Source organism: Desertihabitans brevis, from assembly GCF_003327535.1.
Classification (GTDB): Bacteria; Actinomycetota; Actinomycetes; order Propionibacteriales; family Propionibacteriaceae; genus Desertihabitans; species Desertihabitans brevis.
In genome coordinates, this window is record NZ_QOUI01000006.1 from 38469 (window position 1) to 56108 (window position 17640).

The following is a 17640-nucleotide window of genomic DNA, read 5'->3' on the forward strand; positions in this document are numbered from 1 at the left end:
GGGTGGGCCGGCGTCTCGAGCCCGACGTCGTCAGCACCCCGTGGCAGCACGGTCGGCTGACCCGGTTCGGGCCGCCGCAGGTCCTCTTCGGCCGCAGCCACGAGGACGAGCGGGTCGAGCTGGCCGCCTTCGGAGCGCCCGGCCGGGTCTGCGTCATCGCGGGCCCGGGTGAGCTCGCCGCCGCCTGCGTCGCCGCCGGGCACCGGGTCACCGCGGTCGACATCAACCCGCACCAGCTGGCCTACGCCCGGCGTCGCCTGGCCGGCGCACCTCCGGTGCGGGGCAGCGCCGAGCACCTGCTGACGGTGGGTCGCACCCTGCTGCGGGCCGGGGTGCCGGGCTGGCGGCTGAGCCGGCTCACCCGGCCGCTGGCCGAGGCCGGGCCGGCGGAGGCCGCCGCCTACTGGCACGCCTATCTCGACACCAGGATGGCCCGCCGGACGCTGGCGGGTCTGGTCCGCCCCAGCTCGTTCACCATCCGCCTGCTCACCCGCGAGTTCGCCCGCTTCATCCCGCGCCGCTTCGACGACATCCTGCGTGCCCGCCTGGCCCGCGGCCTGGCCCGGCACGGGATGCGGGACAACCGGTTCGCCTGGCGGGTGCTGTCGGGGGAGGAGCTGCCGGGCTGGCGTCTGCCCGCGGTCGAGTCCGAGGACGTCGAGTGGGTGGCGGGCGACGTCGCCGAGCACCTGGCCGGCGTCCCGGAAGGGCACTACGACGCGGTCTCGCTGTCCAACGTGCTCGACGGCGCCTCGGCCGACTACGCGGTCCGGCTGCGGGTGGCGGTGCGGCACGCGGTCCGTCCGGGTGGTGCGGTGGTGCTGCGCTCCCTGGCCGAGCCGGCACCTGGCGACGAGGGTCTGGCCGCCGAGGACGCCGCCCTGGTCTGGGGCAGCGTGGTCACCGACTGGGGGCGCTGACCCGGTCGACCGGGTGCGATGATCGGGGAGTCCCGCCCGGAGGAGGCCGTCGTGCCGATCCGTCCGCTGCGTCGGCGCCGGCCGAGCGGGTCGCGCTCGACCCCGGGGAGTGACCGGTGGGACGCCCCCTGCCGGGCGGGTCACGGTCGTCCTGCTGGCCCCGTCCGCCCGTCGGTCGTCGCCCGGACGTGGGCCCGTTCACCCTGGCGCCCGACGAGGCTGAGGAACTCCACCGGGCCGGAGCCGGTGGCGCCGAACCAGTGCGGGGTCCGGGTGTCGAACTCCGCGGCCTCCCCGGGCCGCAGGCGCAGGTCGTGGTCGCCGAGGACCAGGCGCAGGGTGCCGTTCAGCACGTAGGCCCAGTCGAACCCCTCGTGGGAGCGCAGGTCGGGCACCGCCGCGTCGTCGCCGGTCGGCAGCACGAACTTGTAGGCCTGGATGCCGCCGGGACGGCGGGTGAGCGGGATGATGACGGACCCGTCGCGGCACTGCAGCGGGCGCAGGTCGATGCGGGGGTCCGCGGTGCGGGGTGCATCGACGAGGGAGTCGAGGGTGACCCCGTGGTAGCGGGCCAGCGGCAGCAGCTGCTCCAGGGTGGGCCGGCGCAGCCCTGCTTCCAGCCGGGACAGCGTGCTGACGGAGATCCCGGTCGCGGCGGCGAGCGTGGTCAGCGTGACGTCACGGCGCAGGCGGAGGTGCTTGAGCCGGGGTCCCACGGCGTCCAGCGTCTGGTCGGTGGTGGCATCCACATCCCGCAGTTTTCCATCCGGCAACAAAGATTGCCAACGCGCACGGGTAGCAGCACCCTGGTCGAGGAAGCAGGGACGACAAGAGGAGGCGGGCGGCGGATGACCCACCGGTTCGACGGGTCCTACTGGGAGGAGCACTGGAGGCGGGCCGCTCCGGGCGGGGGCCTCCCGGTCCACCCGTACCTGCAGGCCGAGACCCAGCACCTGCCCGCCGGCACCGCGCTGGACGCGGGCTGCGGCACGGGGAGCGAAGCGCTGTGGCTGGTCGAGCACGGCTGGCAGGTCACCGCCGCCGACATCTCCGCGACCGCCCTGGCGCGCGCCGCCGACCACGCCCGCGCTGCCGGCCTCGACGACCGGGTCGAGTGGGTCCAGACGGATCTGGCCCGCTGGGAGCCGGGGCGGCGGTGGGACCTCGTGGTCACCAGCTACGCCCACCCCGACACCGACCAGGTCGGCTTCTACCGCCGGATCGCGTCCTGGGTCGCCCCGGACGGCACCCTGCTGGTCGTCGGGCACCTCCCCGGCCAGCACCACGGCCACGCCCACCCCGAGGGCGCCACGGCCACGGCGACCGGCATCACGGACGTCCTCGCCGCCCCGGACTGGCGCATCGAGGCCCGCTACGAGAACACCCGCACCGTCCACGCCGGCGGCCGGGCGGTACCGCTGCACGACGTGGTCGTCCGCGCCCGCCGCACCGCCTGATCACCCCACCGTCTCCCCGACCTGCGTCGCGGTCGTGCCGCGACGCCGTCCCACCCTGCCCACCGTGCCGGCACCGCCAGGCGCGACGACCCGGAAGGACTCTCGACCATGACCACCACCGCATCGGATGGCGCGCCTCCGGCCGCGCCGATCATCGACGACCCGCGACGCCAGCGCGCGGTCCTCTGGGCCGTCTGCCTCGCCCTGATGGCGGTCGTCGCCTCCGTCTCGGGGCTCAACGTCGCCCAGCCGCAGCTGGCCGCCACCTTCGACGCCTCCCAGGGGGAGGTGCTGTGGATCATCAACACCTACACCCTCACCCTCGCGGCCCTCCTGCTGCCGCTGGGTGGGGCGGGGGACCGGCTCGGCCGCAAGCCCGTCCTGCTCGCGGGCCTGGTCTTCTTCGGCGTCGCGAACGTCGCCGCGGCCCTCGCCCCCACCACCGAGACCATGCTCGGCGCCCGTCTGCTCAGCGGGATCGGCGCGGCGATGATCATGCCTGTCACCCTGTCGGTGATCACGGCCTCGTTCCCCGACCGGGACCGCTCCAAGGCGATCGGGCTGTGGACCGCGGTCGCCGGGGGCGGCGGCATCCTCGGCATGTACCTCTCGGCGCTGCTGGTCGACCTGGCCAGCTGGCGGTGGCTGTTCGCGCTCCCGACCGTGCTGACGCTCCTCTCGGCGGTGATCGCTCTCGCCGCGGTGCCGAACTCCCGTCAGCCGGCGCCGGGCCGCTTCGACCTGCCCGGCGCCCTCACCTCGGTCGTCGCCGCCGTCGGGTTCACCTACGCGCTGCACGAGGCGCCCACGCTCGGCTGGGGCCATCCCGTCATCCTGGTCACCCTCGCGGTGGCCGTGCTCGCCACCGCCGCGTTCATCGGCCGGGAGCTGCGGGCACCGTCGCCGCTGCTCGACGTCCGGCGGTTCCGCGCCCGCGGCCTCTCCTCCGGGACCACCCTGCTGCTCGTGCTCTTCGGCGTCCAGGGCGGCATCGCCCTGGTGCTCTACCCCTTCTTCCAGGTGGTGCTGGGCTGGAGCGGGCTGCTGGCCACGCTCGGGCTGATGCCGATGGCGCTGCTGATGATGGTCGCCTCGGGTCTGGCCCCGCGGCTGGCGGGTCGGATCGGCACCCGTGCAGCGATGGTCGCCGGCCTCACCATCACGACCGGCGGACTCGCCCTGATGGCGTCGCTGGTCTCGGTCACCGGGGGCTACCTCTCCGTGCTCCCCGGGCTGGTCGCCATGGGTCTCGGCGCCGGCCTGGCCATGACGCCCTCGACCGAGGCCATCACCTCCTCGCTGCCCCGGGAGCAGCAGGGTGTCGCCTCGGCGCTCAACGACCTCACCCGCGAGCTCGGCGCCGCACTGGGTATCGCCCTCCTCGGCGGGCTCCTGGTCGCCGGCTACCAGCGCGCCATCAGCAGCCGCCTCGACGGCGTCCCGGCCGACCTCGCCGCCGCCGCGAGGGAGGGCATCGCCAACGCCGCCGCCGCCAGCCAGCACGCGGGCGGCCACGCCGAGCAGGTCCTCACCGCCGCGCAGGAGGCCTTCGTCCTCGGCTGGCAGCAGGCGATCTGGGTCGCGGCGGCCGGGATGGCGGCCCTCGTCGTGCTCGTCGCCCTGCGCGGCCCCACCGGCGGGCCCACCGGGACGGGCGGCGCAGACCGGCAGGAGGGCCGTGGTCCCGGATGAGGTGCTCGTTGTACGGCCCGTCCTGGGAGATCCACTCCCCGAGGACGGCGGGGAAGTGGTCGTAGAACTCCCGCGGCGGGCGTAGGCCCACGTCCCGACGACGGCGGCGATGACGAGGGTGCCGATCAGGGAGGCCAGCTGGAGCCGGCCGGGGCGAGCAGGGACGTCGGTGGGCACGGGGGTTCCCCGGTGCTGGGTCGGACGGGTCATCGGCGGCGGTGGTCGGAGTCGAGCCACTCCTCGAACGTCAGGTGGCCGGTGCGTCGGGGCCCGTCCCCCCCACGCAGGGCGCCGGAGGCGAGACCGGCGCCGTAGGCCCCGGGGAGGCGGAGGTCGAGGACGCGGCGGGTCGTGCCGTCGGCGGCGTACAGCTGCCGGACCATGTCGGCCAGGGTGGTGTCGCGCGGGCCGACCAGATCGGGTGCCCGGCCGGCCGGGGCCGACCCGGCGACGTCGAGCAGGTGCGCGGCGACCTCGCTGGCCGCCACCGGCCGGGTGAGCGTGCGGGGCACCAGCGTCACCGGCCCCAGGCTGGTCTGGGCGGCGACCTGCTCGGCGAACTCGTGGAACTGCGCCGTCCGCGCGATGGTGGAGGGGACCGGTGAGGTCCGCACCAGCCGCTCCTGGGCCAGCTTGCCGGCGTAGTAGGAGGTGGTGATGCCGTCGATCCCGACCACCGACAGCGCGACGTGGTGGCGCACTGCGGCACGCTCCCCGGCGGCGAGGAGGTGCCGGCTCGTGGTGGAGAAGAACCGGACCGCCTTCTGCGTCGACAGCGTGGTGGTGTTCAGCACGTCGATGACGACCTCGACCCCGGCGAGGGCGGACTCCAGGCCCGTGCCGGCCAGGACGTCCACGCCGTTCCCGCGGGTGAGCACGACCACGTCGTGGCCCCGGCGAGCGGCCTCCTCCCGCACGTGTCGTCCGACGGTGCCGGTACCACCGGCGATCGCGATCCTCATGGGTCTCCTCGGTCAGCAGGCCCGGTCGGGCCGTGGATGACGCGCCGCAGCGGCGGCCACCCGGGGTGACGAGGCAGCCCCCGGTGGTGTGAGGCGCCGGGGGCACGGCCGCTCGCCCGGGCTGCCCGGGGACCCTCCTGACATCGGGGCACCTTCTGTCGTCAGAGGCCTGGCACACCACGGAGGGAGAACCCTGACGACGGAGGAACGCCCGGTGCTCGTCACCGGCGCCAACGGCTACCTCGGGACGCACACCACGGCGGCCCTGCTCGAGCAGGGCCACCGGGTCCGCGCCGCGGTGCGCACGGCAGAGCGCGGGGCGGAGCTGCAACGTGACCTGCGGCGCGCCGGGGTCGACCCCGGCGGGCGCCTGGGCTGGTGCCCGGTGCGCCGGCCTGAGCGCGCCGGTCAGCTGGTGATCCGACCCTGGAAGCGGTAGCGGTCGCCCCGGTAGGCCTGCACCGTGAGCTCCAGCGGCCGGTCGTGCTGGTTGGCGGTGAGCTGGGTGGCCACCAGCAGCGGCACGTCCCCGGTGATCTCCAGCAGCCGGCGCTCCTCCTCGTCCGGCGTCCGGGCCTCCACCGAGTACTCGGCGGTGCCCGGCAGCTGCGGCGGGTCCGCGGCGCGCAGGGTGGCGTACAGCGAGGCGGTGCCGAAGTCGACCGCGGTCAGCCCGGGGCAGAGCGCCAGCGGCACCCGGTTGTGCTCCAGCGCCACCACCTGGGCGTCCAGGTAGCGCAGCCGGCGGAGCTCGAACAGGTCGGCGCCGGGCAGCATCCGCAGCCGCTCGGCCTCGTCGTGGCCGGCCGGACGGGTCCGCACCTGCAGCACCCGGGTGCCGACCTGCAGCCCGAGCCGCTGCGCGTAGTCGGCGAACCCGAGGACGTTCGGGGTCGCAGGTGCGCCCGCCCCCCGCACCGTCCAGCCCCGGCCCTGCACCGGCTCCACCAGCCCGCGGGCCTGCAGGTCGGCCAGCGCCGCCCGCACCGTCACCCGGGAGACCGCGTAACGCTCGGCCAGCGCCCGCTCCGGTGGCAACCGGTCGCCGGCCCCGGCCCGGTCGGCCTCGACATCGGCCCAGAGCCGCCGCGCGATGCGTCCGTACAGCGGCAGCGCGTCCTCGCTCAGCAGGCTCCGGGGCAGCTCGACAGGCATACCAAGACCATACCAATCGGCGGCTTTGCCAGACCGCAAGCAGACCTCTAGCCTGACGACGACCGGACGACGGAGGAGGAGCGGATGACCGACCAGGTGCCCTCGGGGCTGCACACCGACCGCGAGATCCGCCAGCAGCCGCGGCTGTGGCGCGAGCTGGCGGTCACCCTCGACACCCGTCGCGAGGAGCTCGCGGCCTTCCTGCGCCCCTGGATGGAGGACGCCACCGCCCGGGTGGTCCTCACCGGCGCCGGGACCAGCGCCTACGCCGGCCAGGTGCTCGCGCCCTGGCTGTCGCGCCGGCTGCAGCGCCGGGTCGAGGCGATCGCCACCACCGACCTGGTCGCCGCCCCGCACGAGCACCTCAGCCCCGACGTGCCGACGCTGCTGGTCTCCTTCGCCCGCTCCGGGCAGAGCCCGGAGAGCGTGGCGGCCACCGAGCTCGCCGAGCAGGTGCTGACCCGGGTCGGGCACCTCATCATCACCTGCAACCCCGACGGGCACCTGGCCCGGGCGCACGAGCGGGCCGAGGGGTCGTTCGTGCTGGTGATGCCCGAGGGCAGCAACGACCAGAGCTTTGCGATGACGTCCAGCTTCACCTCGATGACGCTGGCCGCGCTGGTCGCCCTCGGTGGGCCGCAGGAGGTCGAGGCCGTGGCGGCCGCCGCCGACGACCTGCTGGCGCGCCGCGGCGAGATCGAGGCCGTGGTGGCCGCCCGTCCCGAGCGGGTGGTCTACCTGGGCAGTGGCGCCCTGCTCGGGCTGGCCGAGGAGTCCGCGCTCAAGCTGCTGGAGCTCACCGCCGGCCAGGTGGTGGCCTGGGCGGAGTCCTCGCTGGGGTTCCGGCACGGCCCGAAGGCGATCCTCACCCCGCGGACGCTGGTCGTGGTCTACCTCTCCAACGACCCCTACACCCGCCGCTACGACCTCGACATCGTCACCGAGCTGGTGGCCCAGCTCGGGCCCGAGCAGGTGCTCGTGGTGGACGCCGACGACCGCGGCTCCGACGCCCCGCAGGGCACCCGGGTCGGGCTGGTCGGCACGGCCGGGCTGCCGGACCCCTGCTGGGGGCTGGCCGGGGTGCTGGTCGCCCAGCTGGTCGGTCAGGCCTGCTCGCTCGACCTCGGCCTGGTGCCGGACAACCCGTTCCCCACCGGCGAGGTCAACCGGGTGGTCCGAGGCGTCACCGTGCACCCGCTGACCGGCTGACCGCCTGATCGGCCGGCCCGCCGGAGGGGCCCGCACCGTCTCCGGCGAAGTGGATCCCGGCCAGATCGGCGACGTCGCGCTTCCAGGCGGTGAGGTCCCCCGGGTGGAAGTGGTCGAGGCTGCGGTGGCCGCAGGCCCGCGCCATGACCTTCATCAGCTCCACCGAGGAGTCGAAGAACCGTGCCAGCCGCTGCGCGGCCTCCTCGACGGGGAGCCGTTGGCGCAGGTGCGGCTTCTGGGTCGCGATGCCCACCGGGCAGTTGCCGGTGTGGCAGGCCCGCATCGCCAGGCACCCGATGGCCTGCATCGCCGCGTTCGAGACCGCCACCGCGTCGGCCCCGAGGGCGAGCGCCTTGAGGAAGTCCGCCGGCGTGCGGAGCCCACCGGTGATGATCAGGGAGACCTGCTCCGCACCCCGCCGGTCCAGGTGCTTCCGCGCCCGCGCCAGGGCGGGGATGGTGGGCACCGAGATGTTGTCCCGGAACAGCAGCGGCGCTGCCCCCGTGCCGCCGCCCCGGCCGTCGAGGATGACGTAGTCGACGCCGATCTCCAGGGCCGCATCGAGGTCGGCCTCGATGTGCTGGGCGGAGAGCTTCACGCCGATCGGGATGCCACCGGTGGCCGCGCGGACCTCCTCGGCGACCCGCCGGAAGTCGGCGGGTGTCGTCAGGTCGGGGAAGCGGGACGGTGAGATCGCGTCCTGGCCCTCCGCCAGTCCGCGGACGTCCGCGATCTGCCCGCTGACCTTCTGGCCGGGCAGGTGGCCCCCCGTCCCGGTCTTGGCCGCCTGACCGAGCTTGAAGTGGAACGCCTGGCACTGCGCCACCCGCTCGATGGAGTAGCCGAAACGCGCCGAGGCCAGCTCGTAGAAGTACCGGGAGCTCTCCGCGTGCTCCTCGGGGAGGACACCACCCTCACCGGAGCAGATCGCGGTGCCGGCCCGTTCCGCACCTCGCGCCAGCGCCGTCTTCGCCTCCGCCGAGAGTGCTCCGAAGCTCATGTCGGACACCAGCAGCGGGATCGCGAGCCGCACCGGACGCCGGGCGCCGGGGCCGATGGTGACCTCGGTGCCGACGGGTTCGCCGTCGAGCAGCGGCGCACGGTGCAGCTGCGCGGTCAGCAGCTGGATGTCGTCCCAGCTCGGCAGCGCCGGGCCTGGCACCCCCATCGCCTCGACCGGTCCATGGTGCCCGGTCCGGGTCAGGCCGTGGGTCGCCAGCGCCTGGATGGCCCCGTTGGCCGGCTCCTCCTCGGTCCCGGTGTGGTCGGCGTAGAGGCCCTGGTAGGCGTCGCGCTGGTACGGCTGGGGGCTCTGCTGCTCCCAGTCCGCGATCGCGTCGGCGTCGACCCACACCCGCCCACCGTCGGTCCAGTGGGCGAACCTCTGCAGATCCGCGCCCCGGTAGCGGACGTTGACGCCGGTACGGGCGGCGTAGGTGGAGCCGTGCAGACCGCAGACCAGCTGGCCGCCGCTCACGTGGCCGTCCGCCAGGAGTGCGCCACGGTGCCGGCAGCGTCCGTACATCACCGAGACCTCGTCACCGGCGTGACGCAGCACCACCAGGTCGGTGTTCCCCACCAGCGCGTAGGCGGGCTGGTCCACCACGAGGTCGTCGAACGTCGCTACCGGCGTCGCGCGCACACCCCCACCCCCCGCCCTGCGGAGGAGACGCCTGCGCGGCTCGTCAGGTCGCCGTCGTGGGCGTCGGGTCGTCCGACCTCGCCCCCTGGGCTGCTCGGCATGGTGATCCCTTCGTGTCGACGGACCGGGGAGGCGGTGTCCTCGGGTCCCGCTCCCACGCTCGACCGGGCGGCACCGTCCTCGCGTCGGTGGAAGACCCCTAGGTCGGTCGCGGAGGTCGGCGACCCGACCGGGCCCGGGCGGCGGGGGCGGGGCGAGGACGTGCTGCGCGGTCTGGCGCTGCCGGTAGTGAAGACCGTGTGGTCGGGACACGGTCAAGTGCTCAGGTGTCGTCGCGGACCACGGCGGCAGGGCCCTCCGCACGGATCCGCGCCGTGACGTCCAGGTCCTCGGCCTCGATCCGGCGGGCCTCCTCGAGCACCCGGTCGAGGTTGTCGCGGGGATCACCACCGCGCAGACGCCGGCCCTCGACGCCACGTCGGCGGCGAACGGCATGACCGTGTCCCCGCCCCAGCGGGTGGCCTCGCCGCGGGTGGTCGGTGCGGGGACGACGGGTCAGGTCATCGCACCCCCTGACCGCCTGAAGGGTTCGCTCGCTCAGCCCTCGATCGCCTCGTTGGCCGCCTGCTGGGCCTGTGCCAGCGCCTCCTCCACGGGCAGCCGGCCCAGGAACATCTCGTTGAAGAAGGGCTTCCACGCGGTCAGGGCCGCCCCGTAGCGCTCCCCAGTGGGAGCGCCGATGGACGGCTGGCGGCCCTGCTCGGCGAACTGGGAAGGGTCGACGTCCTGGCCCGACCAGTACTCCTCGAAGGCGGGCTGGGCCTCGGTCACCGCCGGCAGCGCGGCCCCGCTCGCCCCGATCGGGGCCGCCCCCTCCGGCGAGCCGAGCCACTGCAGCACCCGGGTGACGGCGTCGGCGTCCTCGGCAGCCGCGTTGCCGCAGACCACCACGTTGTTGACCACCGACACCCGACCCCGCGGTCCGGCCGGGATCGGCACGATGCCCCAGGAGAAGTCCGCGCCGTCGGCGACGTTCTTGAGGTTGTAGATGCCGGACTGGAAGACCGCGATCTTGCCCTGCAGGAACTGGTCGCGGGTGAAGTCGCCGTTGTCGTTGGTGTTGGCGGCATCGGGGGAGACCCGGTGGGTGTTGATGAGGTCGACCAGGTAGCCGAAGGCGTCGCGGCCCTCGGGGGAGTCGAAGACGAAGCGGCCCTGCTCGTCCTGGAACGCCCCTCCGGCCGAGCCGAGGAAGTTGTAGTAGATGCCCTGCAGGTCCTGGGCCGCGGAGTAGCCCCAGGTGCCGGGGTTGTCGCCGTCGAAGCCGTCCTCGTCGGCCCGCACCCCGAGGGCGTCCACGGTGAGCCGTTGCATCACCGGCAGGAAGGTGTCGCCCTCGCCGCCGCCGGGGACCCAGGTGAGGTCGGCCAGCTCGGCCGGGGTGACACCGGCGGCCTCGAGCAGCTGGGCGTTGTAGTACATCGCGATGCCGCCGTCGGTGAGCTGCGGGACGCCCCACAGCGCGCCGTCACGGGTGTACTGCTGCACCGCCGGCTCGATCCAGCCCGGGCGCTGGGCCTCGAAGTCGGCGCCGATCTCCATCAGCAGACCGTTGTCGATGTAGGGCTGGATGTAGGAGCCGTTGAGCCAGAACAGGTCGTCGGCGTTGCCGGCCTGGACGTCGGCGGTCAGCTTGGTGAAGTAGTCGGCGAACGGCACCAGCGTGGTGCGCACGGCGATGTCGGGGTTGGCGGCGGTGAAGGCGTCGAAGCTGCTGCGGTAGGCCGCCTCGACCTGCTCGTCCCACAGCCGGACGGTCACGGTGCGCTGGGCGCCGCTGCCACCGGGCTGCTGCTGGGCGGCCGGCGAGCAGCCGGCGGCGGCCGCGGCCCCGAGCCCGAGGGCGGAGCCGAGCAGGGTGCGTCGGGTCAGCGGGTGGGGGACGGGCGGGGTCATGGTGCCTCCAGGGTCGGTCGGGGTGGACGGTCGGGGGACGGGCTCAGCGGAAACCGGTGAGCGAGATCGAGCTGACGATGTGGCGCTGGAAGACGGCGAAGACGACCAGCAGGGGCGCGATCGCCACCGTGGTCGCGGCCATCACCAGCGTCCAGTTGCTGTCGTACTGGCTCTGCAGGGCGGCGGTGGCGACGGTGACGGTCTGCCAGGTGGGGCCGGTGGTGATGATCAGCGGCCAGAGGAAGGTGTTCCAGTGGGTCACCACGGTGATGATGCCCAGGGTGGCGACGATCGGACGGGCCAGCGGGACGACCACCCGCCACAGGATCGTCCAGGTGCCGGCTCCGTCGATCCGGGCGGCGTCGAGCAGGTCGGCCGGGATGCCGCGGAAGTACTCCCGCAGCAGGAACACCGCGTACGGCGAGCCGAGCACGAACGGCAGCACCAGGGCCCAGAAGGTGTTGCTCAGCCCGACCGCGGAGAACATCGTGTACAGCGGCACCACGGTGACCACCTGCGGCACCATCAGGGTGGCCAGGAACAGCCAGAACAGCCCGTCCCGACCGGGGAAGCGCAGCCAGGCGAAGGCGTAGGCGGCCATGATCGAGAACACCAGCTGGCCGACCACGACCACCACCACGACCTGGGCGGTGACGACGACGGGGGAGATGAAGCCTCCGCCGCCGAACAGCTCGGCGAAGTTCTCCCCGGTCACCGGGTCGGGCCAGGCCAGCGGGGACTGCGAGGCGAACTGGCGCGGCGTCTTGAGCGCGGTGAGGAAGCTGAGCAGGAACGGCGCCAGGGTGAGCACCGCCCCGACCACCAGCACCAGGTAGGCCAGCAGGGACGCCGGTCGCAGGGCCTCGCTCCGGCGCCGGCCGCGGGTGTCAGGAGAGGTCATAGGTCACCCGCCGGGCGAAGAAGCGCTGCTGCAGCACCGTCACCACCACCAGCACCGCGAACAGGCAGAGCGCCATCACCGCGGCCCGGCCGAGGTCGAAGGCGCCGCTGCCGAAGGCGTCGAGGTAGATCCGGGCCGCGATCACGTCGGTGGCGCCCTGCGGTCCGCCGTCGGGGGTGAGGGCGTAGATGTGGTCGAAGGCCTGGAAGCTGGCGATGACGCCGGTGACGAGGACGAAGAAGGTGGTCGGCCCGAGCAGCGGCAGCTTGATCCGCCAGAACGTCTGCCAGGCGCCGGCGCCGTCCAGGGCCGCGGCCTCGAGCAGCTGGCCGGGGATGGCGGCCAGGCCGGCCAGGAAGAACAGGGTGACGTAGCCGACCTGGGACCAGATGCTCACCGCCGCCACCGCCGGCAGCGCCAGGGCGGGTGAGGTCAGCCACTCCACCGAGGTGCCGAGCAGCGCGTTGAGCGCCCCGCCGTAGGGGGCGAAGATCCACTTCCAGACGACACCGAGGGCCAGCGGCGCGCAGATCCACGGCACCACGTAGACCACCCGGAAGAAGGCCGAGCCCGGCAGCCCGCGCGAGAGCAGCACCGCCATCAGCAGCCCCAGCCCGGTCTGGGTGGGGATGACCATCGCCACGAACAGCACCGTGACGAGCATCGAGTGGCCGAAGGTGGGCTCGGTCAGCACCCGCACCCAGTTGTCCAGGCCGACGAACGTCGGCGGGGCGAGCAGGTTCCACCGGGTCAGACTGATCCAGGCCACCACGAGGATCGGCAGGGCCAGGAAGGCGACGATGCCGGCCAGGGCGGGCGCGAGCAGCACCCAGGCCACCGGCGCGTCGCGGTTCCGGCGACGACGCGTCCGCCCCGGCGGCGGTCCCGCCGGGAGCGCGGAAGGGGTGGGCGCGGTCACCCTGCGACCCTAGTTGAAACTTCTACCGTCGGCCGGACGTGGCCGCGCCCGGCGGAGGTGGCTGCTTGACTGCCGCCATGACCTCCCCGCTCGACGTCTTCGCTGCGTTGCACGACGACCTGCTGGTGCTGCCCAACGCCTGGGACGCCGCCTCGGCCCGGCTCTTCGAGCGGGCGGGCGCCCCCGCGGTCGCCACCAGCTCCTCGGCGGTCTCGTGGGTCCACGGCGTGCCCGACGGCAACCACCTGGACGCCGACCTCGCACTGGCGGCCGCGGCCCGGGTGGTGGCGGCGGTGCGGGTGCCCGTCACCGCCGACATCGAGTCCGGCTACGCCGACGGCCCGGAGCAGGTGGCGGCCTCCGTGCGCCGGTTCGCCGACGCCGGGGTGGTCGGCATCAACCTCGAGGACGCCCGGGACGGCGCCCTGGTCGAGGAAGGACGGGCCGCCGAGGCGGTGGCGGCCGCCGCCGGCACCGGGCTGTGGGTGAACGCGCGCACCGATGTCTACCTGCTCGGCGGCACGGGGGAGGAGGCCTTCGCCGAGACGGTGTCGCGGGCCGCGGCGTACGTGGCGGCCGGGGCGGGCAGCGTCTTCGTCCCCGGGCTGCTCGACCTGGCGGTGCTCGCCCGGCTCACCGCCGCGATCGCCGCCCCGGTCAACGTGCTCGCCGCCGCCGGCGGACCGACGGCCGCCCAGCTGCGGGCGGCCGGTGTCCGCCGGATCAGCGTCGGCAACGACGTCGCCTCCCTCGCCTACGCGACGGCGGTGGCCTCCGCCCGCGACATCCTCGAACACGGCCGCTTCGACTCACTGGCCGGCGGGCTCGACTTCGGCGACATGCAGACCCTCTGGCACGCCGGCTGAGGGCGGCTCAGGCGTCGACCCGCAGCCCCCGCTCCCGCAGCGCGACGAGGGTGGCCGCGTCGGGGTGAGCGAGACGAACGCGAGGCGCTCGAGGGCGGGCAGCAGCGCCAGGTCGTCCCACGAGCCGATGTCGAAGGTCGCGTCCTCGCCGTCCCACCACGGGGCGACCTGCTGGTAGATCTCGTTACCCGCGTCGACCACCAGCTCGCGGACGCGGTCGGCCAGCGCCTGCTCGATCGGCAACCCCGCGAAGTAGTCCAGCACCTCCGGCACCGGACGGCCGGCCTCCCGCTCGAGGTCGGTCGTGCGGGCGTCGTACCAGCGGGCGAACTCGGCCAGCGAGAAGGTCGGGGTGTGCTCCTGCTGCCGGTACATCAGCTCGTCCACGACGGCCAGCTCGAGGTTGAGGTCGGTGAAGCGCAGCACCGGGCCGGTGGCCGGAGGGAGGAGGTACTTCTCCCGCGGCACGGGCGGCGGCGCCGGTGCCGCCGCCCGACAGCTCGATGCCTGCCGTCGCGGGCGAGCCGTCGACCAGGAAGGTGCCGGCGAAGGTCGAGCGTGGGGCGAGGTCGGGGGGTCGGGCTCGGGCTGCAGCTGCAGGCAGAGCGTCGTGACGTGCTCCTCGTCGGCCGCGTGGGCGAAGATGCCGTGCTCGTGCCAGGTCAGCACCGTGCCCCGGGTGCCGGCCCACCGTCCGGGCCGGCCCCACCGCTCGGCGAGCAGGCCACGGGGACGGGGAACGAGACCACGACCCCCTCGAGGGAGAGCTCGCGGTGGTCGACGGGGGTCGGCCGTGCCATGGCGTCACCGTCGCGGCGGCGTGGTCGGCGGCGCCTCAGCGCAACCCGGTGGTCGCCAGGCCCTGCACGAAGTAGCGCTGGAAGACCAGGAACAGCACCACCAGCGGCGCGGTGGCGAGCAGCGTCATCGCCATCAGTGCGCCGTGGTCGGTGAGGTACTGGCCCTGCAGGAACTGCAACCCGATCGGCAGGGTGAACAGCGCCGGGTCGCGCAGCACGACCAGCGGCCACAGGAAGTCGTTCCACTGGTACATCAGCGCGAGCAGGGTGAGCACGGCGATCAGCGGCCGGCACAGCGGCAGCACGATGCTCCAGAACACCCGCGGCGTCGACGCCCCGTCCACCCGGGCCGCCTCGACCAGCTCGGTGGGGATCGCCATCAGGAACTGCCGGGCCAGGAAGATGCCGAAGGTGGCCGCCGCCCCGGGCAGGATCACCGCCCAGAAGGTGCCCACCAGGCCGAGGGAGCTGACCAGCCGGAACTGGGGCACGAGGATCGCCTGGGCGGGGATCATCATGGTGGCCAGCAGCAGCAGGAACACCGGCGTCCGGCCCGCCCAGCGCAGCTTGGCGAAGGCGAACCCGCCGGTCAGGCTGACCGTCACGCTGAGCACGGTGGTCACCCCGGCCACCGCCACCGAGTTGGCGAACCACGACCCCACCGGCCAGGCGGCGAACACCCGGGTGAAGTTGTCCAGGGTGGGCTCGGACGGCCACAGCCGCAGCGTCTGGGAGTAGGCCGAGCCGGAGGAGAACGCCGTCACCAGCATCACCCACAGCGGGAACACCATGACGACCGCGACCAGCACCGCCGCCACCACCCGCAGCGTCCACCCGACCCGCCGGCGTCCGGGACGTCCGGGGGCGCGGGCCGTGCGCGCCCGCGCGTCCACCACCGTCAGGCCGCGGGTCGGCACCGTGGCGACCATCACAGCGCCCCGTCCCGGGCCGCCCGGCTGCGCCGCCACTGCACCAGGGTGAAGACCATCGTCAGCACGAACACCACCACGCCGATCGCCGCGCCGTAGCCCTGGTCGCGGGCCGGGCCGAAGGCGGTGTCGTAGGCGTAGGTGCCCAGCACCTCGGTGGCCGACCCCGGTCCGCCGCCGGTGAGCACGAAGACGGTGTCGAAGACGTTGAACGAGTAGATGACGCTCATGATCAGGAGGAAGAAGGTGGCCGGGCCGAGCAGCGGCAGGGTGACGTGGTGGAACCGCTGCCACCCGCTGGCTCCCTCCACCTGGGCGGCCTCGTGCAGCTCCGGCGGGACGGCCTGCAGCGCGGCCAGGTAGATGATCATGCAGAACCCGACCCGGACCCACAGCGTGATCAGCACCACCGAGGCGAAGGCGGCCGGGCCGGAGGACTGCCACGGCACCACCGGCAGCCCGAGCGCCAGCGCCAGCGCCCGCAGCACCCCGCTGGTCTCGTTGAACAGCAGGCTGCCGATCAGCCCGACCGCGACCCCGGAGATCACCAGCGGCAGGTAGACGACGGTGCGGAAGAGCGGCCGCGCGGGCAGCACCGAGTTCATCAGCAGCGCCAGCGCCAGCCCGATCGCCATGCTGCCCGGCACGGTGACCAGCGCGAACAGCGCGGTGTTGAGCAGCGAGCGGAAGAACGTCGGGTCGGCGGCCATGGTGGCGAAGTTGGCCAGGCCGACCCAGCCGACCTCACCGCTGAGCGGGGCGATCTCGGTCAGCGAGAAGACCAGCGCCAGCCCCATCGGCAGCACCAGGAACAGCCCGGCCAGCAGCACCACCGGACCGGCGAACAGCGGCGCCGACCGGTCGCCACGACCCTGGCGGCGCACGCCGGGGACGGACGGCGCGCTCACCCCAGCGCCCCGTCCACGGCCGCGGCCAGGGCGTCCACGGTGGCGGCGGCGTCCCGGCCGCCGAGGAAGGCCTGCTCCAGCTCCTCGCCCAGCAGCGCGTTGATCCGCCCGAAGGCCGGCACCGTCACCTGGCGGACCTGCTCGGCGGTCAGCGTGGTGGCCTGCTCGACGAAGGTCGGCATCAGGTCGGGCCGCACCTCGAAGGCGAGCTCGGTCTCGGTCAGCGCGGTCAGCGTCGGCAGCTGGCCGGTGGCCTCGCAGTAGCGGCGCATCTGCTCCTCCTCGGCGATGAAGGCGCAGAACCGCGCGGCGGCCCCGGTGTTCGGGCCGTCGGCGGCGGCCACCACGGCGTTCCCGCCGAGGTCGCTGGCCGCCTCGACGTCGCGCGGCATCGGCAGCACCCCGTACTCGAAGTCAGCACCCGTGTCGATCGTCGGCAGCGAGAAGTCGCCGACGAAGGCCATCGCGGCCGTCCCGGCCACGAACTCGTCGCTGGCGTAGGTGGTCGCCTGGGTGGAGGTGTTGCGGGCCACCCACTCCTCGGTGAAGAAGCGCTGGGTGAACTCGACCGCGCGGCGGCCCTCGTCGCTGGCGACCGCGGCGGCGTCCAGACCGCGGGTGAGCAGCCGACCGCCGGCCTGGAACAGCCAGGACAGCCAGCGGTAGGCCCCCGCCGCCTGCCAGTTGTAGACGAACGGGTACTGGTCGGCGCCGGTGACACCCTTGAGCCGCTCGGCCACCTCGGCCAGCTCCGCCCAGCTCCACGCCTGCTCCAGACCGGTCGGGACGTCGGTGATGCCGGCTGCCTCGAACGCGTCGGTGCGGTAGAGCACGGCGGTGGTGTCGATCTGGTGCGGGACGCCGTAGGGCACCTGGTCGACCACCACCGCCTCGTACAGCCCGGGCACGAACTCCCCGGCGCGGGCGCCGATCGTCTCCGACAGGTCGAGCAGCACGCCCTGGCTGGTGTAGAGGCCGATGTCGATGTAGGAGACCCGGAACAGGTCCGGCGGGTCGCCGGCCTGGAACCGGGAGTCGATGTTGGTGGAGATGTCGGCGTAGGGGACCGTCTGGGTCTCCACGCGGATGTCGGGGTTGGCCTCCTCGAAACGGCTGATCAGCGCGTCGGAGGCGGCCTTCTCGGCGTCCCCGGACCAGTTGACGAAGGTCAGCGTGGTCTGGCCCCGCGAGGCCTCACCACCACCCTGCCCGGTGAATCCCGCGCACCCGCCGAGCGCGGCGGCCCCCAGACCCGCACCCCCCAGCAGCAAGCTCCGACGGTCGATCATGACCTCTCCTCACCCGTGCGGTCGCCCAGCCCACC

17 protein-coding genes are annotated in these 17640 nt (G+C 73.9%); 6 read left to right on the top strand and 11 right to left on the bottom strand.

Annotated features, from left to right (window positions below; genetic code table 11):
* Window positions 1-2: 2 nt before the first annotated feature.
* Window positions 3-920: a methyltransferase domain-containing protein gene (locus DT076_RS10500; RefSeq protein ID WP_114126639.1), complete on the top strand. Its 918-nt coding sequence runs from the start codon at window positions 3-5 to the stop codon at window positions 918-920.
* 140 nt (window positions 921-1060) lie between these two features.
* Here the strand turns inward: DT076_RS10500 and DT076_RS10505 are convergent, their stop codons facing one another.
* Complete coding sequence (locus DT076_RS10505; protein WP_114126640.1) at window positions 1061-1669, bottom strand: helix-turn-helix domain-containing protein; 609 nt, start codon at window positions 1667-1669, stop codon at window positions 1061-1063.
* 99 nt (window positions 1670-1768) lie between these two features.
* Between DT076_RS10505 and DT076_RS10510 the strand changes: the two genes are divergently transcribed.
* Both DT076_RS10510 and DT076_RS10515 read left to right on the top strand, forming a co-directional pair.
* Window positions 1769-2377 carry a class I SAM-dependent methyltransferase gene (locus DT076_RS10510; RefSeq protein WP_114126641.1) on the top strand — a complete coding sequence of 203 codons (609 nt, stop codon included), beginning with the start codon at window positions 1769-1771 and terminating at the stop codon, window positions 2375-2377.
* Window positions 2378-2485: 108 nt separating this feature from the next.
* A complete protein-coding gene (locus tag DT076_RS10515; protein WP_199539112.1) occupies window positions 2486-4069 on the top strand; it encodes an MFS transporter in 1584 nt (527 codons plus the stop codon).
* Window positions 4070-4275: 206 nt separating this feature from the next.
* On the opposite strand, the gene DT076_RS10520 is transcribed toward DT076_RS10515, so the two are convergent.
* Window positions 4276-5031, bottom strand: coding sequence for an SDR family oxidoreductase (locus DT076_RS10520; RefSeq protein ID WP_114126642.1), 756 nt, complete (start codon window positions 5029-5031; stop codon window positions 4276-4278).
* 214 nt (window positions 5032-5245) lie between these two features.
* Between DT076_RS10520 and DT076_RS19400 the strand changes: the two genes are divergently transcribed.
* Window positions 5246-5470 carry an NAD-dependent epimerase/dehydratase family protein gene (locus tag DT076_RS19400; protein ID WP_158548104.1) on the top strand — a complete coding sequence of 75 codons (225 nt, stop codon included), beginning with the start codon at window positions 5246-5248 and terminating at the stop codon, window positions 5468-5470.
* Here DT076_RS19400 and DT076_RS10530 read toward each other — a convergent pair.
* Window positions 5440-6186, bottom strand: a complete 747-nt coding sequence (locus DT076_RS10530; protein ID WP_114126644.1) for a GntR family transcriptional regulator — start codon at window positions 6184-6186, stop codon at window positions 5440-5442. The two genes, DT076_RS19400 and DT076_RS10530, sit on opposite strands and share 31 nt — an antisense overlap.
* Window positions 6187-6270: 84 nt before the next feature.
* On the opposite strand from DT076_RS10530, the gene DT076_RS10535 reads away from it, so the two are divergent.
* A complete protein-coding gene (locus tag DT076_RS10535; protein WP_114126645.1) occupies window positions 6271-7395 on the top strand; it encodes an SIS domain-containing protein in 1125 nt (374 codons plus the stop codon).
* Here the strand turns inward: DT076_RS10535 and DT076_RS10540 are convergent.
* From DT076_RS10540 to DT076_RS10555, 4 genes are all read right to left on the bottom strand, one after another.
* Window positions 7370-9037: a glutamate synthase-related protein gene (locus tag DT076_RS10540; protein WP_114126646.1), complete on the bottom strand. Its 1668-nt coding sequence runs from the start codon at window positions 9035-9037 to the stop codon at window positions 7370-7372. The genes DT076_RS10535 and DT076_RS10540 overlap by 26 nt on opposite strands.
* Before the next feature lie 597 nt (window positions 9038-9634).
* Window positions 9635-10993 (bottom strand): ABC transporter substrate-binding protein, encoded by a 1359-nt coding sequence (locus tag DT076_RS10545; RefSeq protein ID WP_199539113.1) that lies wholly within the window; start codon window positions 10991-10993, stop codon window positions 9635-9637.
* Between the two features lie 43 nt (window positions 10994-11036).
* Window positions 11037-11894, bottom strand: a complete 858-nt coding sequence (locus tag DT076_RS10550; protein ID WP_114126647.1) for a carbohydrate ABC transporter permease — start codon at window positions 11892-11894, stop codon at window positions 11037-11039.
* Window positions 11881-12813, bottom strand: coding sequence for a carbohydrate ABC transporter permease (locus tag DT076_RS10555; protein WP_114126648.1), 933 nt, complete (start codon window positions 12811-12813; stop codon window positions 11881-11883). Before DT076_RS10555 ends, DT076_RS10550 begins: the two co-directional genes overlap by 14 nt.
* 77 nt (window positions 12814-12890) lie before the next feature.
* Between DT076_RS10555 and DT076_RS10560 the strand changes: the two genes are divergently transcribed.
* The gene (locus DT076_RS10560) at window positions 12891-13679 is read left to right on the top strand and encodes an isocitrate lyase/PEP mutase family protein (RefSeq protein WP_199539114.1); all 789 of its coding nucleotides are present in this window, start codon (window positions 12891-12893) and stop codon (window positions 13677-13679) included.
* On the opposite strand, the gene DT076_RS10565 is transcribed toward DT076_RS10560, so the two are convergent.
* The 4 genes from DT076_RS10565 to DT076_RS10580 form a co-directional block, all read right to left on the bottom strand.
* Window positions 13623-14348, bottom strand: coding sequence for a DUF6892 domain-containing protein (locus tag DT076_RS10565; protein ID WP_147264121.1), 726 nt, complete (start codon window positions 14346-14348; stop codon window positions 13623-13625). The two genes, DT076_RS10560 and DT076_RS10565, sit on opposite strands and share 57 nt — an antisense overlap.
* 166 nt (window positions 14349-14514) lie before the next feature.
* Window positions 14515-15447, bottom strand: coding sequence for a carbohydrate ABC transporter permease (locus DT076_RS10570; protein ID WP_199539115.1), 933 nt, complete (start codon window positions 15445-15447; stop codon window positions 14515-14517).
* Window positions 15408-16316, bottom strand: a complete 909-nt coding sequence (locus DT076_RS10575) for a carbohydrate ABC transporter permease (protein ID WP_199539116.1) — start codon at window positions 16314-16316, stop codon at window positions 15408-15410. Before DT076_RS10575 ends, DT076_RS10570 begins: the two co-directional genes overlap by 40 nt.
* On the bottom strand, window positions 16313-17605 hold the full coding sequence (locus DT076_RS10580) for an ABC transporter substrate-binding protein (protein WP_114126651.1): 1293 nt from the start codon (window positions 17603-17605) through the stop codon (window positions 16313-16315). The genes DT076_RS10575 and DT076_RS10580 overlap by 4 nt, the downstream gene beginning before the upstream one ends.
* Window positions 17606-17640 lie beyond the last annotated feature (35 nt).

Bases quoted from the DNA above. Each gene is read 5' to 3' on its own strand.
- DT076_RS10545 (WP_199539113.1), bottom strand. From the start codon at position 10,993: ATGACCCCGCCCGTCCCCCACCCGCTGACCCGACGCACCCTGCTCGGC.
- DT076_RS10550 (WP_114126647.1), bottom strand. From the start codon at position 11,894: ATGACCTCTCCTGACACCCGCGGCCGGCGCCGGAGCGAGGCCCTGCGA.
- DT076_RS10520 (WP_114126642.1), bottom strand. From the start codon at position 5,031: ATGAGGATCGCGATCGCCGGTGGTACCGGCACCGTCGGACGACACGTG.
- DT076_RS10580 (WP_114126651.1), bottom strand. From the start codon at position 17,605: ATGATCGACCGTCGGAGCTTGCTGCTGGGGGGTGCGGGTCTGGGGGCC.
- DT076_RS10515 (WP_199539112.1), top strand. From the start codon at position 2,486: ATGACCACCACCGCATCGGATGGCGCGCCTCCGGCCGCGCCGATCATC.
- DT076_RS10535 (WP_114126645.1), top strand. From the start codon at position 6,271: ATGACCGACCAGGTGCCCTCGGGGCTGCACACCGACCGCGAGATCCGC.
- DT076_RS10530 (WP_114126644.1), bottom strand. From the start codon at position 6,186: ATGCCTGTCGAGCTGCCCCGGAGCCTGCTGAGCGAGGACGCGCTGCCG.
- DT076_RS10560 (WP_199539114.1), top strand. From the start codon at position 12,891: ATGACCTCCCCGCTCGACGTCTTCGCTGCGTTGCACGACGACCTGCTG.
- DT076_RS10510 (WP_114126641.1), top strand. From the start codon at position 1,769: ATGACCCACCGGTTCGACGGGTCCTACTGGGAGGAGCACTGGAGGCGG.